The organism is Ensifer adhaerens, from assembly GCF_013283195.1.
GTDB lineage: Bacteria > Pseudomonadota > Alphaproteobacteria > Rhizobiales > Rhizobiaceae > Ensifer > Ensifer adhaerens_G.
This window is the reverse complement of record NZ_JABEKT010000001.1, coordinates 2,695,164-2,712,070: the sequence shown is the minus strand read 5'-3', so window position 1 is coordinate 2,712,070 and position 16,907 is coordinate 2,695,164. Positions and strand designations below refer to the sequence as shown.

Genomic DNA, 16,907 nt, shown 5'->3' with positions numbered 1-16,907 from the left:
AAAGAGGATGCGGGCGGTTAAATCAAGAGTTGACAGGTGCTAATTCCGGAAGCGCGAAACAATGTCTCATGCGAAATTGCGAATTGTCAAATTTAACGTGTTAATTCGGCAACTTGATCAAAATCAAAGGTGTGCCTTCTCATCCGTCCTATGCCTTTGTCAACTTGACGGAGAGACCGATGGACGACGCTCTGATCCTGAAACATGCGAGCCCCGTGCCCCGCTATACCAGCTACCCCACCGCGCCACATTTTTCCGAAGCGGTCGGTCAGGTTGAGTACCAATCCTGGCTCGAGGCGATTGAACCGGGTGAGGCGCTGTCGCTTTATGCCCATGTGCCCTATTGCGACCGGCTGTGCTGGTTCTGTGCCTGCCACACCAAACAGACGCTGCGTTACGACCCGGTGACGACCTATCTGAACGGTCTGCACCGTGAGATTGCGGCAATCGGCGGGCGGGTGAGTGGCCAAGCGAAGGTCACGGCGCTGCATCTGGGCGGTGGATCGCCGACGTTGCTGCGGCCGGACGATCTGATCGCGCTCAAGCAGGTTTTCAGCCGTCACTTTCAGTTTTCCAGCGATTGCGAGATCAGCGTCGAGATGGACCCGAACGACCTCGACGAGGCGCGCCATGATGCGCTGGCGACGATCGGCATGACCAGGGCGAGCTTCGGCGTCCAGGACTTCGACCCCGTGGTGCAGAAGGCGATCAATCGCATCCAGACCTATGAGCAGACGCGGGACGCGATCGAGGCATCGCGGGCGCGGGGCGTGCGTTCGGTCAATTGCGATGTGCTCTACGGCTTGCCCTATCAGAGCCTGTCGTCGCTCGAAGCCACGATCGACGCCGTGCTGTCGCTGTCGCCCGACCGTGTCGCGCTCTTCGGCTATGCCCATGTGCCGTGGATGAAGAAGCACCAGTCGATGATCCCGGACGAAAGCCTGCCCGGTATCGTCGAGCGCTTTGCCCAGATGCGCCGGGCAGCCGAAATGCTTGTCGCCGCCGGATACGAGACTGTTGGCATCGATCATTTCGCCAAGCCCGGTGACAGTCTGGCGGTCGCCAGCCGGGAAGGGCGTCTGCGCCGGAATTTCCAGGGCTACACCACCGACAGCGCCGAAACCCTGATCGGTCTCGGTGCCTCTTCGATCGGTCAATTCCGTCAAGGTTATGTCCAGAACATGCCGGCAACCGGCGAATATCTGCGCCAGGTCGAGCAATCGGGTCTGGCGGCGGTGCGCGGCTACCTGCTGACGCCGGACGACCGACTGCGAGCGCGGGTGATCGCCGCGATCATGTGCGACTTTTTCTTTTCCTTTGCACAGCTCAAAGCGGAGTTCCCCGGCCTTGCCGGTGTCGTCGTCGAAGAGGCGAAGCTGTTTCGCGCAAGGGATGTGGACGGGCTGACGGCGATCGAGGATGGCATCTTCCGACTGACCGAGCGCGGCCGGCCATTTGCCCGCTCAGTGGCGGCGGTTTTCGACGCTCATCTTCAGTCAGGGCGCGGGCGCCATTCGGTCGCCGTTTAGCAACACCGCATTTCAAATCGCAGTGCTTGTTATCAAGGCCATTGGCTTTTGCGGCGCATTTACCTATAGGATCGCCGAGACTCGGAATAAAATAATAAAGAGGTATGCGCGTGACTGCTACATTCGACAAGGTTGCCGACATCATCGCGGAAACGAGCGAGATCGATCGCGAGACGATCACGCCGGAAAGCCACACGATCGACGATCTGGGCATCGACAGCCTGGACTTCCTCGACATCGTCTTTGCGATCGACAAGGAATTCGGCATCAAGATTCCGCTGGAACAGTGGACGCAGGAAGTCAACGAAGGCAAGGTTTCGACCGAAGAATACTTCGTTCTCAAGAACCTCTGCTCCAAGATCGACGAGCTGCGGGCTGCCAAGGCCTGATTGGGCCAAGGTTCAAGCCTTTCCACTCGATTTCCAATGCCGCCGGTCGCGCCTCGCGCTTGACAGGCGGCATTGGCGTTTTTACTTGAGCCCGAAACCAAGCGGGGTGAGCCTCCATGCTCCTTGAATACTTCCAGATGATCGACCGTGTCGAAACGGTCGATCTTTCGGCTGGCCGGCTGACGGCGCGATCCGTCGTTCCCGAAAAGAGCCCGGTATTCGAAGGCCACTTCCCAGGCTATCCGCTGGTGCCGGGTGTGCTTCTGATCGAGACGATGGCGCAGGCTTCGGGATTTCTCGTTCTGGCCTCGACCAATTTCGCGGCAATGCCGTTTCTGATGTCGGTCGACGGCGCCAAGATGCGGACCTTCGTCGAGCCTTCGGCCGAACTCGATATCGAAGCCTTCCTCGAGCACGACGGCTCCGGCTTTGCCGTCACCAAGGCGAAGATCACGTCTGCGGGCAAGAAGGTCTGTGACGCACAGTTGAAACTCAGAACGATGCCGTTCGATCAGGTGCCGCTCGGCGATATCGTGCGCAAGCGCGCCGTCGAGGTGGGCCTGATGGCGGCGATTGCGGCAGACGCCGCTTCGGAGAAGTGAAGATGAGCAAATCCGCAAACGACGTGGTGATCACCGGTGTCGGTATCGTCACGAGCCTGGGTGTCGGCGTCGAGCCGCATATTGCGCTTTTGAGCGCAACCGAGACGCCGGCTGCACGCGTCGAGACGGAAAAGTTCAAGCCCTATCCGGTGCATCCGCTGCCGGAGATCGACTGGTCCCAGCAGATCGCCAAGCGCGGCGACCAGCGACAGATGGAAAACTGGCAGCGCCTCGGCGTCTTTGCCGCCGGTCTGGCGCTTGACGATGCCGGCCTCAAGGACAATCTCGACGCTTGCGGCAGCATGGACATGATCGTGGCTGCCGGTGGCGGCGAGCGCGACATCAACGTCGATTCGCTGATCGTCGACGAGGCGCTGAAGCGCAACGACCGCGAACAGCTCTTGAACGAGAAGCTGACGACCGAACTGCGCCCGACGCTGTTCCTGGCCCAGCTTTCCAACCTTCTCGCCGGCAACATCTCCATCGTGCACAAGGTGACGGGATCGTCGCGCACCTTCATGGGCGAAGAGGCAGCCGGCATTTCGGCGATCGAGACGGCCTTCTTCCGCATCAAGGCGGGACAGTCGACACATACGCTGGTCGGCGGTGCGTTTTCGGCCGAGCGTCTCGACATCATGCTGATGATCGAAGCTATCCAGGGGCAGGCAACGGGCGACTGGCATCCGATCTGGTCGCGCAGCCGTGAGAACGGCGGCGGCATGATCCCCGGATCGGTCGGCGCCTTCCTGGTACTGGAATCGCGCGAATACGCCGAATCCCGTGGCGCGCGCATCTATGCGACAATCGACGCGATCGGCAGCGACCGCGGCAGCCGCGTCGACGGCAAGCTGGAAGCGCGCCTTGCGGACCTTGCAAAGCCGGTCGAAAAGCTCGATCCGGCGCAGACGGTCGTCTTCTCCGGCACATCCGGTTTCCATGACCTCGTCGCCAGCGAAAAGGCGTTTCTGGAAGGCAAGCTCGCCGACGCGCCGGTGCGCGCCTATGGCGGTCTTGTCGGCCACAGCATCGAAGCACAGTTTCCGGCAGGCCTTGCGCTTGCGGCACTCACGCTCGGCCACGGCGCCAAGGTTCCGGCCTTCGACGCAAGCTTCGAAAAGCCGATGACGGCTGCCGCCCGGTCGGCGGTCGTGACCACCATCGGTCACTCCCGCGGCGAAGGCGTCGCGGTCCTTTCGGCCGAATAAGAGGAACGATTGATGAGCAATGCTTACAAGGATCATCTCGGTCGTCCGATCGTCGCCGTCACCGGCATGGGCGTCATCACCTCGCTCGGCCAGGGGCTCGAGGACAACTGGGCGGCGCTGACCGGCGGCGCCTCCGGCATCCGCAAGATAACCCGTTTCCCGACGGAGGGTCTCAATACCCGCATCTCCGGCATGGTCGACTTCATCGAGGTGCCGGTGGCCAATTCGGTCGAGCGCTCCTATGCCATGGCCCGCGAGACCACGCTCGAGGCGCTGGCGCAGGCCGGCCTGTCCGGCGATTTCAACGGCCCGCTGTTTCTCGCCGCTCCGCCAATCGAGCCGGAATGGAGCGCGCGTTTCGAACTCGCCGACCGTTCGCCGCCGTCGACCCAGCCGGGCGATGCCTATAACCGTTTCCTGACGGCGATGCGCGAAAAGGCCGATCCCGCGTTCCATGAAGCCGTGCTGTTCGGCGCGATTTCGGAGCGTCTTGCCGATCGGTTCGGCACCCGCGGCCTGCCGGTGACGCTGTCGACGGCCTGTGCTTCTGGTGCAACGGCGATCCAGCTCGGCGTCGAAGCCATTCGCCAGGGCCGCACCGATCGCGCGCTGACGGTCGCGACCGACGGATCCGTCAGCGCCGAGGCGCTCATCCGCTTTGCTCTTCTGTCGGCGCTGTCGACCCAGAACGACCCGCCGGAAAAGGCGTCCAAGCCCTTCACCAAGGATCGTGACGGCTTCGTCATTGCCGAGGGTGCTGCAACCCTGGTGCTGGAATCGCTGGAAGCGGCCGTCGCCCGCGGCGCCCGCGTCTACGGTATCCTGAAGGGCTGCGGCGAAAAGGCCGATCTCTTCCACCGCACGCGCTCCTCGCCCGATGGTGGCCCAGCGATCGCGACGATCCGCGCGGCTCTTGCCGACGCCGGCATCGACGAAGGCGGCATCGGCTACATCAACGCCCACGGCACCTCGACGCCGGAAAACGACAAGATGGAATATCTGTCGATGTCGGCCGTCTTCGGCGAGCATCTGCCCTCGATCCCGGTCTCGTCGAACAAGTCGATGATCGGCCACACCTTGACGGCTGCAGGTGCTGTCGAGGCGGTGTTCTCGATCCAGACGATGCTGACCGGCACCTTGCCGCCGACGATCAACTACCAGAATCCCGACCCGGCCATCGTGCTCGACGTCGTGCCGAACGTGAAGCGCAGCCAGCAGGTTTCTGCCGTGCTGTCGAACTCGTTCGGCTTTGGCGGACAGAACGCCAGCCTTGTCATGACCGCCGAGCCGGCCTAAGCCGACGGCGACAGCGCTGCGTGCCGGGTTTGGTGCGCAGCGGACGCTGTAATGCATTAGACCTGCTGCACGGTTTTCCCCTCAACCGGACCCGGTTTGAGGGAACAGGCAGCGGAACCTTCACGACGAAATGATGCCGCCAAGGCAGAGGAAAGATCATGCGCGCCCTGCAACTGCTCGATGACCGCAAGCTCGAAATCACCGACGTTCCCGAGCCAGAAGCGCCAGGCCCTGGCGAAGTCACGCTCCGGGTCAAGGCCGTTGCGCTCAACCACATCGACGTGTGGGGCTGGCGCGGCATGGCGTTTGCCAAGCGCAAGATGCCGCTCGTCATCGGCGCCGAGGCAGCCGGGGTCGTCGACGCCATCGGCCCGGGTGTTTCGAGCGTGCTTCCCGGCCAGCTGGTGTCGATCTATGGCGCGCGCACCTGCGGCCTCTGCCGCCCGTGCCGCGAAGGCCGCGACAACCTCTGCGAACATGTCGGCGGCGTGCACGGCTTCCACCTCGACGGCTTCGCGCAGGAGAAGATCAATCTTCCTGCCCGCCTGCTGGTGCCGGCACCTCCGGGTATCGACGCCGTTGCGGCAGCACTTGCACCGGTGACCTTCGGCACGGTCGAGCACATGCTGTTCGACAATGCCAAGCTTGAGCCGGGCGAAACCATTCTCGTCCATGCCGGCGGTTCCGGCATCGGCTCGGCGGCGATCCAGCTTGCCAAGAAGATCGGCTGCACCGTCATCACTACCGTCGGCTCCGACGACAAGATCGAGAAGGCCAAGGCGCTCGGCGCCGATCACGTCATCAACTACCGCACCGACCGCTTCGAAGGTGTGGTGCGCAAGCTCACCAAGAAGAAGGGCGTCGACGTCGTGTTCGAACACGTCGGCAAGGACACCTGGGCCGGCTCCATGCTCTGCATGAAGCGGGGAGGCCGCCTGGTCACCTGCGGCTCGACGTCCGGCGTGTCGACCGACATGAACCTGATGATGCTGTTCCAGCAGCAGTTGAAGCTGCTCGGCTCCTTCGGCTGCCGCATGGAAAACATGGCCAACGCCATGCAGAAGATGGCGCGCGGGCTGGTGCATCCGGTCATCGACACCGAGGTCGGCTTCGACGAGATCGACCGGGCTCTGGAGCGCATGGAATCGCGCCAGATCTTCGGCAAGATCATCCTGAAGATGGATTGATCCACGTGCGCATGCTGATCACACGGCTGGTTCTGGCGGCGGATCATTTCCGGCAGTGGCTGATTGCGCAATTCGTCTTTCTACTTCTGACGATCCTGAAATTGTTTCCGGCTGATGGCGCGATCCGCTTCATGGATCGCGTCGCGCGCTTCATCGGCCCGAAGACCGGCCGGCACAAGCTGACGCTGACCAATCTGCGCAACGCCTTTCCCGAAAAGAGCGAAGCCGAGATCGAAGCGATAGCCATGGAGAGCTGGGGCAATATGGGCCGCATGGCGGCCGAATATGTCTTCCTCGATCGGCTGTTCGATTTCGACCCCGAGGCGACCACGCCCGGCCGTGTCGAAGTGTCGGGCGTTCCGCTGTTCCTTGAACTGCGCGACAATCCGCGCCCCTTTATCGTCTTTACCGCTCACAGCGGCAACTTCGAGATGCTGCCCGTCGCGGGCTCCGCCTTCGGGCTTGAAGTGACGGTTCTTTTCCGCCCGCCAAACAACCCTTACGTCGCCGAAAAGGTCTTCGAGTTCCGCAAGCAGCGCATGGGCAATCTCGTGCCGTCGCATGCGGGCTCATCCTTTGCACTGGCGCGTCAGCTTGAGCGCGGCAACGGCGTCGGCGTGCTCGTCGACCAGAAGTTCCGCAAGGGCCTGAAGACCAAGTTCTTCGGGCAGGATGTGCAGACCAACCCGCTGCTGGCCAAGCTCGTGCGCCAGTTCAACTGCGAGGTCTATCCGGCCCGCTGCATCCGGCTGCCCGGCAACCGTTTCCGACTGGAGCTGGAACCGGCGATCGACATCCCGCGCAAGGCCGATGGCGCCGTCGACGTCAACGCCACGGCGCAGGTGCTCAACGACAAGGTCGAGAGCTGGGTTCGCGAGTATCCTGGGCAGTGGCTCTGGTACCACGACCGCTGGCACATCAAGCGCCATCTCAAGGACTGATTCTCCTTGAAGGCGAAGAAGTGTTGCGCTCGCGCGGTTGCAACGCTGGATTCCAAGTTGGCTTTTTACCTCTGACGCCGGAAAACGTCGCCTTTGCGGTTGTGAAAACGTTTGCAGGCGGCAAGCTTTCCTTTCAGATGTTGAACGGCGCAGCAATGAGTGTAAACTCACCGTTGTGTCGCGGGGGACAGACTGCAAGCGCTTTGGGTAGCCAAAGACGCGCGGTTTTCGCGACAGGTGTGAGGGAGGCGTCAAAACCCGGATCAGCGTCTACACCATCAAAGCCTGTCGTTTTAGTGCATCGGCGCGGCCTCGGCCGTGGGGGAATTGGGGTTTCGAATTGAACGCACTGATTGAGCTGTTCTGGTTCAAGTATTCACAGCTGCAGTATGCCGTACGTACGGCAGACGAGCATCTGATCGGACTTCTGGATCGCGAACTCGATCCGATTTTGAAGTCGGTCTATGATGAGAAGGCAGTGAGCGTCGAGGATGCCCGCCTTCAGTTCCAGTTTCTGATCGATATTCTGCGTGTCGAGGCCGACGACATTTCTTGCGTGCTGCGCCATTCGCAACTGCTGCAATCGCTGATCAATCGCTATTTCGCGGCTACCGGCGCGGTCAACGCCGCCGAGTTGCGCCTGGAGCGCGCGCCTGCGCCGCATAAGGGGCGGGCCGACGAGGGGCTCCTCAACGAAGCGATCCTCGACAGCTTTCCGGACCGCATTGCGGTCATCACGCCGGACTATCGGTATCTCTATACCAATCCGCTCAATGCCAACCATCTCGAGAGCCGCCCGATGGATCTCATCGGACGGCACATCGTCGAGTTCATCGGCATCCAGCGCTTCGAGTTGCGGGTGAAGAACTATCTGGATCGCTGTTTTGCCGGCGAGGTGGTCGACTACACCTTCGCCAAGACCGTCGATGCGCGAACGGTCGTCGTGCGATGCAAGCTGACGCCATGCATGTCGAGCACCGGCAGGCTCATCGGCGCGATCCTGGTGATCCAGGAACATGCGGACCGCCGCCGCGCGATCGCCGCCTGAGGGCATCGTCGGCTCGGTTGCGAAACCGCGGCGCCGCCCCAGGCGCCCCGCACCGAACTTGGCGCACGGCCAGTGCGACGCCTTGAACGGGCAGAATCAATTCATCCCCGGATCGTGTTCGACCCAGGGAATCAGGCAGCGGGGCTGCGGCGCCTTCAGTTGATGTCGGCGTGGACGACGTCCGAACTGGCCGGAAGCAGCGTGCGAAGACATTCCTGCTCGAAACCGATGTGCCTGCGCAGATTTGTGAAGAAACCACGCAGCATGTAGCCTGCAGTCTCCGCATTCACGCTGTCATCGGCTGCGCCGAGCTTCACCAACATCTCCGTCAGTTCCTCGGCAAAGCACTCATCCTCGCAGTGCTCGTATTTCAGCCGCGCGAGCGTGGCTGATATCGAAGGGTCGTCGCCGCAGTTCTGCTCGACCCAGCGGAACACCGCACTTTCTTCGCCGGAATGCAGTTCGCGGATCAGCGGTTCCAGCATCTTGGCGGCGTAGGCGCATTTTTGCCGGTCGATTTCGGCCGGCAGGCTGTCGGCGATTTCCTCCAGGCTGTTGCAGAGCGCGAGCTGCTCCTGATGCGCGCGCGCCAGCCAGGCCCGCGGTTCGCCCGAAAGGGCAGGGCGTGGCGGCAAACCGGTCCATGGCCTGATCCGGCCGTTGTCATTCGTTCTCTTCATGCTGTTCTGACGCCAACTCCTATGGCGCTCCCTCATTGTTTCCTGAGGGTGATGCAAGTCGGCGTGGCTGGCCTTGATCTGAATCAAGGTGCAGGCGCCCCGATTCTGACAGGTTCCGGCAAGCTGCGCTGCCATGCCATCTCTCGGTGTGCGCACGCGTCTGCATCGGATAAAGTTGGGGACCCAACCATGAAATACACTTTCGAGACGATCCTGCTCGGGATCGGTGCATTCCTGGCGCTGCTAGGCGCCGGGTTTGCCCAGGACCGGCAGTTTGAAGCCCATATGTGGGTGCTGTTCTTCGTGCTGCTCGGTGGCACCATCGTCATGCTGCGACGCCTCGATTTCAGCACGGCATCCGCAGGCAAGGCGGCCGCGCCGCTGTCGGAATATTCCGACGACGTGGTGAAGTATGGCGTCATCGCCACCGTCTTCTGGGGCGTCGTTGGCTTCCTCGTGGGCGTTGTGGTTGCGCTCCAACTGGCCTTTCCGGACCTCAACATCGAGCCGTGGTTCAACTTCGGCCGCATGCGGCCGCTGCACACCTCGGCGGTGATCTTCGCCTTCGGCGGCAACGCGCTGATCGCGACCTCGTTCTACATTGTCCAGCGCACCAGCCGCGCCCGTCTGTTCGGCGGCAATCTCGCCTGGTTCGTGTTCTGGGGCTATCAGTTGTTCATCGTCATGGCTGCCACCGGCTATCTGCTGGGCATCACCCAGTCGAAGGAATATGCCGAGCCGGAATGGTATGTCGACCTGTGGCTGACGATCGTCTGGGTTGCCTATCTCGCGGTGTTCATGGGCACGCTGCTCAGGCGCAAGGAGCCACATATCTACGTGGCGAACTGGTTCTACCTCGCCTTCATCGTCACCATCGCGATGCTGCACATCGTCAACAACCTGGCGGTTCCGGTGTCCTTCCTCGGCTCCAAGAGCTACTCGGCCTTTGCCGGCGTGCAGGACGCGCTGACGCAATGGTGGTACGGCCATAACGCCGTCGGCTTCTTCCTGACGGCCGGCTTCCTCGGCATGATGTATTACTTCATCCCGAAGCAGGCCAACCGCCCCGTCTATTCCTACCGCCTGTCGATCATCCACTTCTGGTCGCTGATCTTCATGTACATCTGGGCCGGCCCGCACCACTTGCACTATACGGCTCTGCCGGACTGGGCGCAGACGCTGGGCATGGTGTTCTCCATCATGCTGTGGATGCCCTCCTGGGGCGGCATGATCAACGGCCTGATGACGCTTTCGGGCGCCTGGGACAAGATCCGCACCGACCCGATCATCCGCATGATGGTCATGGCCGTCGCGTTCTACGGCATGGCGACCTTCGAAGGTCCGATGATGTCGATCAAGACCGTCAACTCGCTCAGCCACTACACCGACTGGACCATCGGCCACGTGCATTCGGGTGCGCTCGGCTGGAACGGTCTGATCACCTTCGGCGCGATCTACTATCTCACACCGAAGCTGTGGAACCGCGAGCGGCTCTATAGCGTGCGCATGGTCAACTGGCACTTCTGGCTCGCCACGCTCGGCATCGTCGTCTACGCCGCCGTCATGTGGGTTGCCGGTATCCAGCAGGGCCTGATGTGGCGCGAATACGACGACCAGGGCTTCCTCGTCTATTCCTTCGCGGAATCGGTCGCGGCCATGCTGCCCTATTACGTGCTGCGTGCACTGGGCGGTGCCCTGTTCCTCGCCGGCGCTCTGCTCATGGCCTTCAACGTAACAATGACCATCCTCGGCCGCGTGCGCGACGAAGCTCCGATCTTCGGTTCGACGCCCGTGCTCAAGGCTGCGGAATAGGAGGGCATAGACCATGTCCATTCTCGACAAACACGCCACCCTGGAACGCAACGGAACGCTGTTGCTCGTTGGTTCGCTGCTCGTCGTCTCGATCGGCGGCATCGTTGAAATCGCGCCGCTGTTCTATCTCGAAAACACCATCGAGAAGGTCGAAGGCATGCGGCCCTATTCGCCGCTGGAGCTCGCAGGACGCGACATCTACATTCGCGAAGGCTGCTACGTCTGTCACAGCCAGATGATCCGTCCGTTCCGCGACGAGGTGGAGCGCTACGGCCACTATTCGCTGGCGGCGGAATCCATGTACGACCATCCGTTCCAGTGGGGATCGAAGCGCACCGGGCCGGATCTGGCCCGCGTCGGCGACCGCTACTCCAACGAGTGGCACGTGCAGCACTTGATCGAGCCGCGCTCGGTGGTACCGGAATCGGTGATGCCGAGCTACGCCTTCCTCAAGGCGACGCCGCTCGATGTGCGCAACGTCGCCGGCCAGCTGAAGGCCAACAGGGCCGTCGGCGTGCCGTATTCGGACGAAATGGTGGCGAACGCCGCCGCCGACATCAAGGCGCAGGCCGACCCGAATGCGGATACGTCAGGCATCGAGGCGCGCTACCCCAAGGCCAAGCTCGGGGATTTCGACGGCGATCCGCAGAGGCTGACGGAGATGGATGCGCTTGTCGCCTATCTCCAGATGCTCGGCACGCTCGTCGACTTCTCGACCTATGACGACACCACCGGCTATCGCTAAGGGAGATACGCACATGGAAACCTACACGGCCATGCGCCAATTCGCCGACAGTTGGGCACTGCTCGGCATGGTGATCTTCTTCCTGGGCGTCGTCGCCTTCATCTTCCGGCCAGGCGCCAAGCAGGCCGCCGAACGGGCCGCAGCCATACCTCTGAAGGAGGATTGATCCATGGCGGACAAACATGTCGACGAGATCAGCGGCGTCGAAACAACCGGCCACGAATGGGACGGTATCCGCGAACTCAACAACCCGATGCCGCGCTGGTGGGTCTACACCTTCTACGCCACCATCGTCTGGGCAATCGGCTATATGGTCGTCTATCCGGCGGTGCCGCTGCTGACCGATGCGACCAAGGGCGTCATCGGCTACTCCAGCCGCGCGGAGCTCAGCGTCGAGCTTTCTGATGCCAAGGCGGCTCAGGCCGGCAACCTGGAAAAGATCGCGGCAAGTTCGCTCGATCAGATCATCGCCGACCCGCAGCTTCACCAGTTCGCGGTGGCAGCCGGCGCCTCGGCCTTCAAGGTCAATTGCGCGCAGTGCCACGGTTCGGGTGCTGCCGGTTCGGCCGGGTTCCCCAACCTCAACGATGACGATTGGTTGTGGGGCGGCAAGCCGGAGGAGATCTACCAGACGGTGGCGCATGGCATTCGCTATACAGGCGACGACGACACGCGCGTCTCCGAAATGCCGTCCTTTACCGAGATCCTCAAGCCGGAGGAAATCAAGCAGACGGCAGCCTATGTCGTCAGCCTCACGGGTACGCCTTCGGATGCGGCAATGGTTGAGCCGGGCAAGGCGTTGTTCGAGGCCAATTGCGCCTCCTGCCACGGCGCCGACGCCAAGGGCAACCGCGAGTTCGGCGCGCCCGATCTTGCCGATGCGCTCTGGCTCAACGGTTCGAGCGAGCAGGCAATCGTCGCGCAGATGAAGGCACCCAAGCACGGCGTCATGCCCGCCTGGTTGCCGCGCCTCGGCGACACCACGGTCAAGCAGCTTGCGGTGTTCGTGCATTCGCTGGGTGGGGGCGAGTAAGGGAACGCCGGCGGTTGGCGTGAGGTTTTGCGCCTCACTGTCCTGCCGGACATCTCTCCCCGCCAGCGGGGAGAGAGCCGATACTTTCGCCCAACTTCAACGTTGATGATTGGCGCGGCCGGTGAGGCTGGCTGCCTTCGCCCCGCGTGCGGGGAGAAGGTGCTGGCAGGCGGATGAGGGGCGGCGCCCATCTTTGAGTTACAGGAAGTGGCCGCGTCGAAAGACGCGGCCTTTGTCATTCCAGCGCTGCAGCGATGGTGGCGCCGACGACGACGCTGGAAAGGGCAGCACCCAGAATGAGCGGCGCGCTGACCGGCCGGCGCACGACGGTGCCGAAATTGAACAGGTTCATCGGCAGCAGGTGAAAGCCGCCGCCCTCGGGCTTGCTGCGCGGCGCTTCCATGAAGCATTCATCATCGAACCAGATCCAGTCGTCGCGCCAGGTCCAGCAGCCGTTGTCGCGATAGACGGCAGCGACCTCCTCGGCAAAGGCCTTGTCGGCCGGCAGCCTGATATAGTTGACCGGCTTGCGGCTGAAATACTGCATCGCCATCGGCATCGACCGCTCGGTGCAATAGTTCGACATCCAGAGCTTGAACCCGATCTCGTCGCGCAGCCGGTCGAGCACGCGAAACACCTGCACATGATCCTCGTGGCCATATTCGCCCCAGGGATTGTGGGTGAAGACGTTCATGTCGGATTTCAACAGCGGCAGCAGCGTGCGGTAGAGCGTTTCGTAGTTGTCGCGATAGGCCTGGGCGATCGGTCGCGTCGAGTGGCGGAAGCTGCCGGGCATGAATTGCGACAGCGACTTTTTGACCACCCGCTTGGCCTCGCGGCGTGTCCCTTCGGTGCCGAATTCCATGCCATAGGGGCCGGGCTTCGGGTTCGTCCAGTCGGCGCAGTCGAACGAGCCGGTCTCTTCCATCTCGAGGAAACGGATATTGCCGCGCGGATAGGCCTTGATCGCGGCAACGCGCGCGTCGCCCATCTGCGGCTCGGACCAGATGTCGCGGTAGAGGATGATGACCTCGTCGACCTTCTTCAGGATCGAGGTGAACCACAAAAGCTCGTCGTCGGGATGGGCGCCGATGATGACGGAATTGCGCAGAAAGTCGTGCTCGTCTGACATTGCCCAGCGCCCTTTGCCGTTTTTCGTTTTCGCGCGCAATCTTGGGCTGCAAAGATTAAGTCGGCGTAAAATCTCAAGACGTGAGCGCCGGCTGTCCACAGTGGAAGGAAGCCGGCGCGTTTGCCGGCTATTGTGCCGACCACACCGCCAGCTCGTAGCCGTCAGGGTCGGCGAAGTGGAAGCGCCGGCCACCGGGGAAGGGGAAGATCGGCTGCAGGATTTTTCCGCCGGCGGCCTCGATGTTCGTCAAGGCATCTTCCAACTTGTCGGCATAGATGATGATCAGCGGTCCGCCTGATCTGACCGGGCCTGTCGTGGTAAAGCCGCCGGTTAACCGGCCATCCTGGAACTCGCAATATTGCGGGCCGTAATCGGTGAAGGTCCAGCCGAAGGCGCTGCCATAGAACGCCTTGCTTGCGGCGATGTCGGAGACGTTGAACTCGACATAGTCGATGCGGCGGTCATTGCCCTTGTTACCCATGATGTGTCCTGTCGTTTTCAGATTCCAGAATTGACTTCAGCGCGGCCAGATCCTTTGCCACCCATTCGGCATCGCCGGCGAATTGTTCATCGCTCATATCGGCCTGCCTCAGCAGCGTGAACATCACCTCGGCACCATCGCCGTTCGGCACGACGCGCAGGGCGTTCTGCACCTTCAGGCCGTTTTCAAGCATTACCAGATGGTCGACGACGCCGAAGGCGTTGTCTGGCGCAAAGCGCACGCGCGCATTGCCGAGCGGTCCTGGAGCGATCCAGTCGTCACCGTCGCGCGTGAGGCCTGACGACAGGCCCGATGCCCAGAGCGGCATCTTTTCCGGCTTTGCCATGAAAGCGTAGACGTCGCGCCAGTCGCGCTCGATGGAGATGTGGATGATGTTCGCTGCCAGTGTCGTCATGCGCTCGCTCACCTTGCGTTTGCTGCTGCAATCAAGGGGATAGCACTGCACGGCGTTGCCGTCTTGAACGAAACGGCCAGTCAGCTTGAGAGTTGATGCCGGATTTCTCGCGGCGACAGCGAGGTCAGCTCCCGGCTCTCGCGGGTCAGGTGGGCCTGGTCGGCATAGCCGGTATCAAGCGCAAGTGTGGACAGGCTCGCCTGCGTATTGCTTCGGCACGCCGAGAGAAAGCGTTGAAGGCGGAGGATGCGGTCGAGCGTCTTGGCGCCGTAGCCGAAGTGTTCGTGACAACGGCGACGCAGTGTGCGCTCGCTGGTTCCCGTTGCCTGCGCCAGAAACCGGATCGGGTTATCCGACGACGTAGGGTGCCCCTTTCGCAGTTGCGCGAGGCAGGCGGCGATGTCACCAGGCGGGGCAGCAATCATCGGCAGCCTTTGTTCTGCCGCTTGTGCAAGGATGATGGTCCGCGCGTTCACGCTTTCGGCTTCGGCCATCCGCAGATGGAGTTCACGGGCCGCGGCACCCCAGAAAGCTTCGAGCGGTACGACAGTGCCGGTCAGCCCGGAGAGCGGCGCACGCAGAAAGGCGGCTGCAATGCCGGTGCGAAAGCGCAGGCCCACCACGGTCTCGCCTGGGTCGATGGCCGGAAAGGCCGCAATCCGGTCTGGCCCGGCGACGACGAGACCCCGGCTCGACCAGATGATATCGGCGCAACCGTCGGGAACGACAGCCATGGGTTGGCGCGGCCCCTCCGGTATGGCGTGGCTCCAGAGGCATTCGACATGGATGGCAAGCGAGGCAGGTGCGGCGCGCTCGCGGTAGACGCCGCAGCGCTTGGCAAGCGTCATGGGCTGAAGCGTACCGTGCATGCCTTGCTCTCCGTCAGCGTCGAAGTCCCGTTGCCGGTCTCGTTCCGCCCTAGTCGCGCGACCAGATCTCGCTGTCGATCTGCCCCTGCAGTTCCGGGTAGTCTGCGGCGTGGAACACCGGTTCGACACCCTGTCTGCGCTGGGCGAAATAGTCCTTCGTCAGCTTGGCAATGGTACCGGACAGGAGCAGAATGGCAATGAGGTTGATCGTTGCCATCAGGCCCATGGAGGCGTCGGCAGCGTCGAACACTGTGGCGATGCTCTCATACGCGCCCCAGACGACCATTGCGAGAACGGCGCAGCGCATCAGCGTCACGCCGAGCCGGTTGGCGCCGCCGAGATAGGTCAGCGCGTTCTCCGCGTAGGAATAGTTGCCGATGATCGAGGTGAAGGCGAAGAAGAAGATCGCGATCGCAATGAAATAGCTGCCCGCCCAGCCGATATGGGCGTTCATCGCCGCCTGGGTGAGTTGCGTACCGGTGATGCCGGAGCCGGGCTCAAGCGTGCCGGAGAGCAGGATCATCACCGATGTCGCGGTGCAGATCAGGATGGTATCGATGAAGACGCCGAGCGACTGCACGAAGCCTTGCGAGGCGGGGTGATGCGGAACAGGCGTGGCGACGGCTGCGATGTTCGGCGCCGAGCCCATGCCGGCTTCGTTGGAGAAAAGGCCACGCTTGACGCCGTTCATCATCGCGGCGGTCACCCCGCCGGCGACGCCGCCTGCCGCTTCCTGCAGGCCGAAGGCGCTGGAGACGATCGTCCACAGCACTGTCGGGACCAGCGAGGCGTTGACGATCAGCACATAGACCGCTGTCAGCAGATAGGCGCCGGCCATGAACGGCACGACGATTTCGGCGACGCGGGCAATTTGGCGGATGCCGCCGAAGATGACGATGCCCGAGAGTGCGGCAACGGCGATGCCGACCACGATCTTCGGAATGCCGAAGGCGCCCTGGACCGCATCGGCGATCGAATTCGCCTGGACCGCATTGAAGACGAGACCGAAGGACAGGATGAGGCAGACGGAGAAGATCGTCGCAGCCCACGGCGCATTGAGACCACGGGCGATATAGAAGGCAGGACCACCGCGATACTGGCCGTTTTCGTTCTTGACCTTGTAGAGCTGGGCAAGCGCACTTTCGGCATAGGCGGTCGCCATGCCGACGAGGGCGACCATCCACATCCAGAACGTGGCGCCCGGTCCGCCGAGATAGAGCGCGACGGCAACGCCGGCGAGATTGCCGGTACCGACGCGCGAAGCGAGGCTGACGGTCAGCGCCTGGAACGGGCTGATGCCGGCCGCATCCTTCGAGCCGCCGCTGCTGAGCACACGGAACATCTCGCCGAAATGCACGATCTGGGGAAAGCCGAGCCGGATGGTGAAATAGATACCGACGGCGAGAAGGCCATAAATCAGGACATAGCCCCAAAAGATCGTGTTCAGAAAGCCGATGATCGTGTCCATGCGGTCCTCGTTGGTTTGGCTGGATGTCGTGGTGTGGCAAGTGCCATCAGGTCGTGCGGCATCGGGGCCGGACGT

The 16,907-nt window shown here is 62.3% G+C and carries 18 protein-coding genes; 12 read left to right on the top strand and 6 right to left on the bottom strand.

Annotation, left to right across the window (positions count from 1 at the left end; all coding sequences use genetic code 11):
* The first annotated feature begins 179 nt into the window (after window positions 1-179).
* From hemN to LPJGGPFB_RS12840, 8 genes are all read left to right on the top strand, one after another.
* Entirely contained in the window at window positions 180-1,529 is a 1,350-nt protein-coding gene (gene hemN, locus LPJGGPFB_RS12875; protein ID WP_173420261.1) for an oxygen-independent coproporphyrinogen III oxidase, read from the top strand.
* 104 nt (window positions 1,530-1,633) lie between these two features.
* Window positions 1,634-1,918: an acyl carrier protein gene (locus LPJGGPFB_RS12870; RefSeq protein ID WP_115420040.1), complete on the top strand. Its 285-nt coding sequence runs from the start codon at window positions 1,634-1,636 to the stop codon at window positions 1,916-1,918.
* Between the two features lie 116 nt (window positions 1,919-2,034).
* Window positions 2,035-2,520, top strand: a complete 486-nt coding sequence (locus tag LPJGGPFB_RS12865; protein WP_173420260.1) for a 3-hydroxyacyl-ACP dehydratase FabZ family protein — start codon at window positions 2,035-2,037, stop codon at window positions 2,518-2,520.
* Window positions 2,521-2,522: 2 nt separating this feature from the next.
* Window positions 2,523-3,725, top strand: a complete 1,203-nt coding sequence (locus LPJGGPFB_RS12860; protein ID WP_173420259.1) for a beta-ketoacyl-ACP synthase — start codon at window positions 2,523-2,525, stop codon at window positions 3,723-3,725.
* 12 nt (window positions 3,726-3,737) lie between these two features.
* Complete coding sequence (locus tag LPJGGPFB_RS12855) at window positions 3,738-5,021, top strand: beta-ketoacyl-ACP synthase (protein ID WP_173420258.1); 1,284 nt, start codon at window positions 3,738-3,740, stop codon at window positions 5,019-5,021.
* Between the two features lie 158 nt (window positions 5,022-5,179).
* Window positions 5,180-6,208, top strand: a complete 1,029-nt coding sequence (locus LPJGGPFB_RS12850) for a zinc-binding dehydrogenase (protein WP_173420257.1) — start codon at window positions 5,180-5,182, stop codon at window positions 6,206-6,208.
* Between the two features lie 11 nt (window positions 6,209-6,219).
* Window positions 6,220-7,149, top strand: coding sequence for a lipid A biosynthesis lauroyl acyltransferase (locus LPJGGPFB_RS12845; RefSeq protein WP_173421031.1), 930 nt, complete (start codon window positions 6,220-6,222; stop codon window positions 7,147-7,149).
* A gap of 340 nt (window positions 7,150-7,489) precedes the next feature.
* The gene (locus LPJGGPFB_RS12840) at window positions 7,490-8,197 is read left to right on the top strand and encodes a PAS domain-containing protein (RefSeq protein ID WP_173420256.1); all 708 of its coding nucleotides are present in this window, start codon (window positions 7,490-7,492) and stop codon (window positions 8,195-8,197) included.
* Between the two features lie 155 nt (window positions 8,198-8,352).
* Here the strand turns inward: LPJGGPFB_RS12840 and LPJGGPFB_RS12835 are convergent, their stop codons facing one another.
* A complete protein-coding gene (locus LPJGGPFB_RS12835; protein ID WP_173420255.1) occupies window positions 8,353-8,877 on the bottom strand; it encodes a hemerythrin domain-containing protein in 525 nt (174 codons plus the stop codon).
* Window positions 8,878-9,066: 189 nt separating this feature from the next.
* Between LPJGGPFB_RS12835 and ccoN the strand changes: the two genes are divergently transcribed.
* The 4 genes from ccoN to ccoP are packed head-to-tail and all read left to right on the top strand — an operon-like array spanning window position 9,067 to window position 12,467.
* Window positions 9,067-10,689: a cytochrome-c oxidase, cbb3-type subunit I gene (ccoN, locus tag LPJGGPFB_RS12830; protein ID WP_173420254.1), complete on the top strand. Its 1,623-nt coding sequence runs from the start codon at window positions 9,067-9,069 to the stop codon at window positions 10,687-10,689.
* A 13-nt stretch (window positions 10,690-10,702) separates the two neighbouring features.
* Window positions 10,703-11,434, top strand: a complete 732-nt coding sequence (ccoO, locus tag LPJGGPFB_RS12825; protein WP_173420253.1) for a cytochrome-c oxidase, cbb3-type subunit II — start codon at window positions 10,703-10,705, stop codon at window positions 11,432-11,434.
* Window positions 11,435-11,447: 13 nt separating this feature from the next.
* Complete coding sequence (locus LPJGGPFB_RS12820; protein ID WP_077503813.1) at window positions 11,448-11,600, top strand: cbb3-type cytochrome c oxidase subunit 3; 153 nt, start codon at window positions 11,448-11,450, stop codon at window positions 11,598-11,600.
* Between the two features lie 3 nt (window positions 11,601-11,603).
* Window positions 11,604-12,467 (top strand): cytochrome-c oxidase, cbb3-type subunit III, encoded by an 864-nt coding sequence (ccoP, locus tag LPJGGPFB_RS12815; RefSeq protein WP_173420252.1) that lies wholly within the window; start codon window positions 11,604-11,606, stop codon window positions 12,465-12,467.
* Between the two features lie 235 nt (window positions 12,468-12,702).
* Here ccoP and LPJGGPFB_RS12810 read toward each other — a convergent pair whose 3' ends face one another.
* From LPJGGPFB_RS12810 to LPJGGPFB_RS12790, 5 genes are all read right to left on the bottom strand, one after another.
* Window positions 12,703-13,599 (bottom strand): hypothetical protein, encoded by an 897-nt coding sequence (locus LPJGGPFB_RS12810; protein WP_173420251.1) that lies wholly within the window; start codon window positions 13,597-13,599, stop codon window positions 12,703-12,705.
* A gap of 127 nt (window positions 13,600-13,726) precedes the next feature.
* Window positions 13,727-14,080, bottom strand: coding sequence for a VOC family protein (locus LPJGGPFB_RS12805; protein WP_173420250.1), 354 nt, complete (start codon window positions 14,078-14,080; stop codon window positions 13,727-13,729).
* A complete protein-coding gene (locus LPJGGPFB_RS12800; RefSeq protein WP_173420249.1) occupies window positions 14,073-14,495 on the bottom strand; it encodes an SRPBCC family protein in 423 nt (140 codons plus the stop codon). The genes LPJGGPFB_RS12805 and LPJGGPFB_RS12800 overlap by 8 nt, the downstream gene beginning before the upstream one ends.
* Before the next feature lie 80 nt (window positions 14,496-14,575).
* Entirely contained in the window at window positions 14,576-15,364 is a 789-nt protein-coding gene (locus LPJGGPFB_RS12795; RefSeq protein WP_173420248.1) for a helix-turn-helix domain-containing protein, read from the bottom strand.
* A gap of 49 nt (window positions 15,365-15,413) precedes the next feature.
* Entirely contained in the window at window positions 15,414-16,832 is a 1,419-nt protein-coding gene (locus LPJGGPFB_RS12790; RefSeq protein WP_173420247.1) for an alanine/glycine:cation symporter family protein, read from the bottom strand.
* Between the last annotated feature and the right edge of the window lie 75 nt (window positions 16,833-16,907).

Bases quoted from the DNA above. Each gene is read 5' to 3' on its own strand.
- hemN (WP_173420261.1), top strand. From the start codon at position 180: ATGGACGACGCTCTGATCCTGAAACATGCGAGCCCCGTGCCCCGCTAT.
- LPJGGPFB_RS12870 (WP_115420040.1), top strand. From the start codon at position 1,634: ATGCGCGTGACTGCTACATTCGACAAGGTTGCCGACATCATCGCGGAA.
- LPJGGPFB_RS12865 (WP_173420260.1), top strand. From the start codon at position 2,035: ATGCTCCTTGAATACTTCCAGATGATCGACCGTGTCGAAACGGTCGAT.
- LPJGGPFB_RS12860 (WP_173420259.1), top strand. From the start codon at position 2,523: ATGAGCAAATCCGCAAACGACGTGGTGATCACCGGTGTCGGTATCGTC.
- LPJGGPFB_RS12855 (WP_173420258.1), top strand. From the start codon at position 3,738: ATGAGCAATGCTTACAAGGATCATCTCGGTCGTCCGATCGTCGCCGTC.
- LPJGGPFB_RS12850 (WP_173420257.1), top strand. From the start codon at position 5,180: ATGCGCGCCCTGCAACTGCTCGATGACCGCAAGCTCGAAATCACCGAC.
- LPJGGPFB_RS12845 (WP_173421031.1), top strand. From the start codon at position 6,220: ATGCTGATCACACGGCTGGTTCTGGCGGCGGATCATTTCCGGCAGTGG.
- LPJGGPFB_RS12835 (WP_173420255.1), bottom strand. From the start codon at position 8,877: ATGAAGAGAACGAATGACAACGGCCGGATCAGGCCATGGACCGGTTTG.
- ccoN (WP_173420254.1), top strand. From the start codon at position 9,067: ATGAAATACACTTTCGAGACGATCCTGCTCGGGATCGGTGCATTCCTG.
- ccoO (WP_173420253.1), top strand. From the start codon at position 10,703: ATGTCCATTCTCGACAAACACGCCACCCTGGAACGCAACGGAACGCTG.
- LPJGGPFB_RS12820 (WP_077503813.1), top strand. From the start codon at position 11,448: ATGGAAACCTACACGGCCATGCGCCAATTCGCCGACAGTTGGGCACTG.
- ccoP (WP_173420252.1), top strand. From the start codon at position 11,604: ATGGCGGACAAACATGTCGACGAGATCAGCGGCGTCGAAACAACCGGC.
- LPJGGPFB_RS12810 (WP_173420251.1), bottom strand. From the start codon at position 13,599: ATGTCAGACGAGCACGACTTTCTGCGCAATTCCGTCATCATCGGCGCC.
- LPJGGPFB_RS12805 (WP_173420250.1), bottom strand. From the start codon at position 14,080: ATGGGTAACAAGGGCAATGACCGCCGCATCGACTATGTCGAGTTCAAC.
- LPJGGPFB_RS12800 (WP_173420249.1), bottom strand. From the start codon at position 14,495: ATGACGACACTGGCAGCGAACATCATCCACATCTCCATCGAGCGCGAC.
- LPJGGPFB_RS12795 (WP_173420248.1), bottom strand. From the start codon at position 15,364: ATGCACGGTACGCTTCAGCCCATGACGCTTGCCAAGCGCTGCGGCGTC.
- LPJGGPFB_RS12790 (WP_173420247.1), bottom strand. From the start codon at position 16,832: ATGGACACGATCATCGGCTTTCTGAACACGATCTTTTGGGGCTATGTC.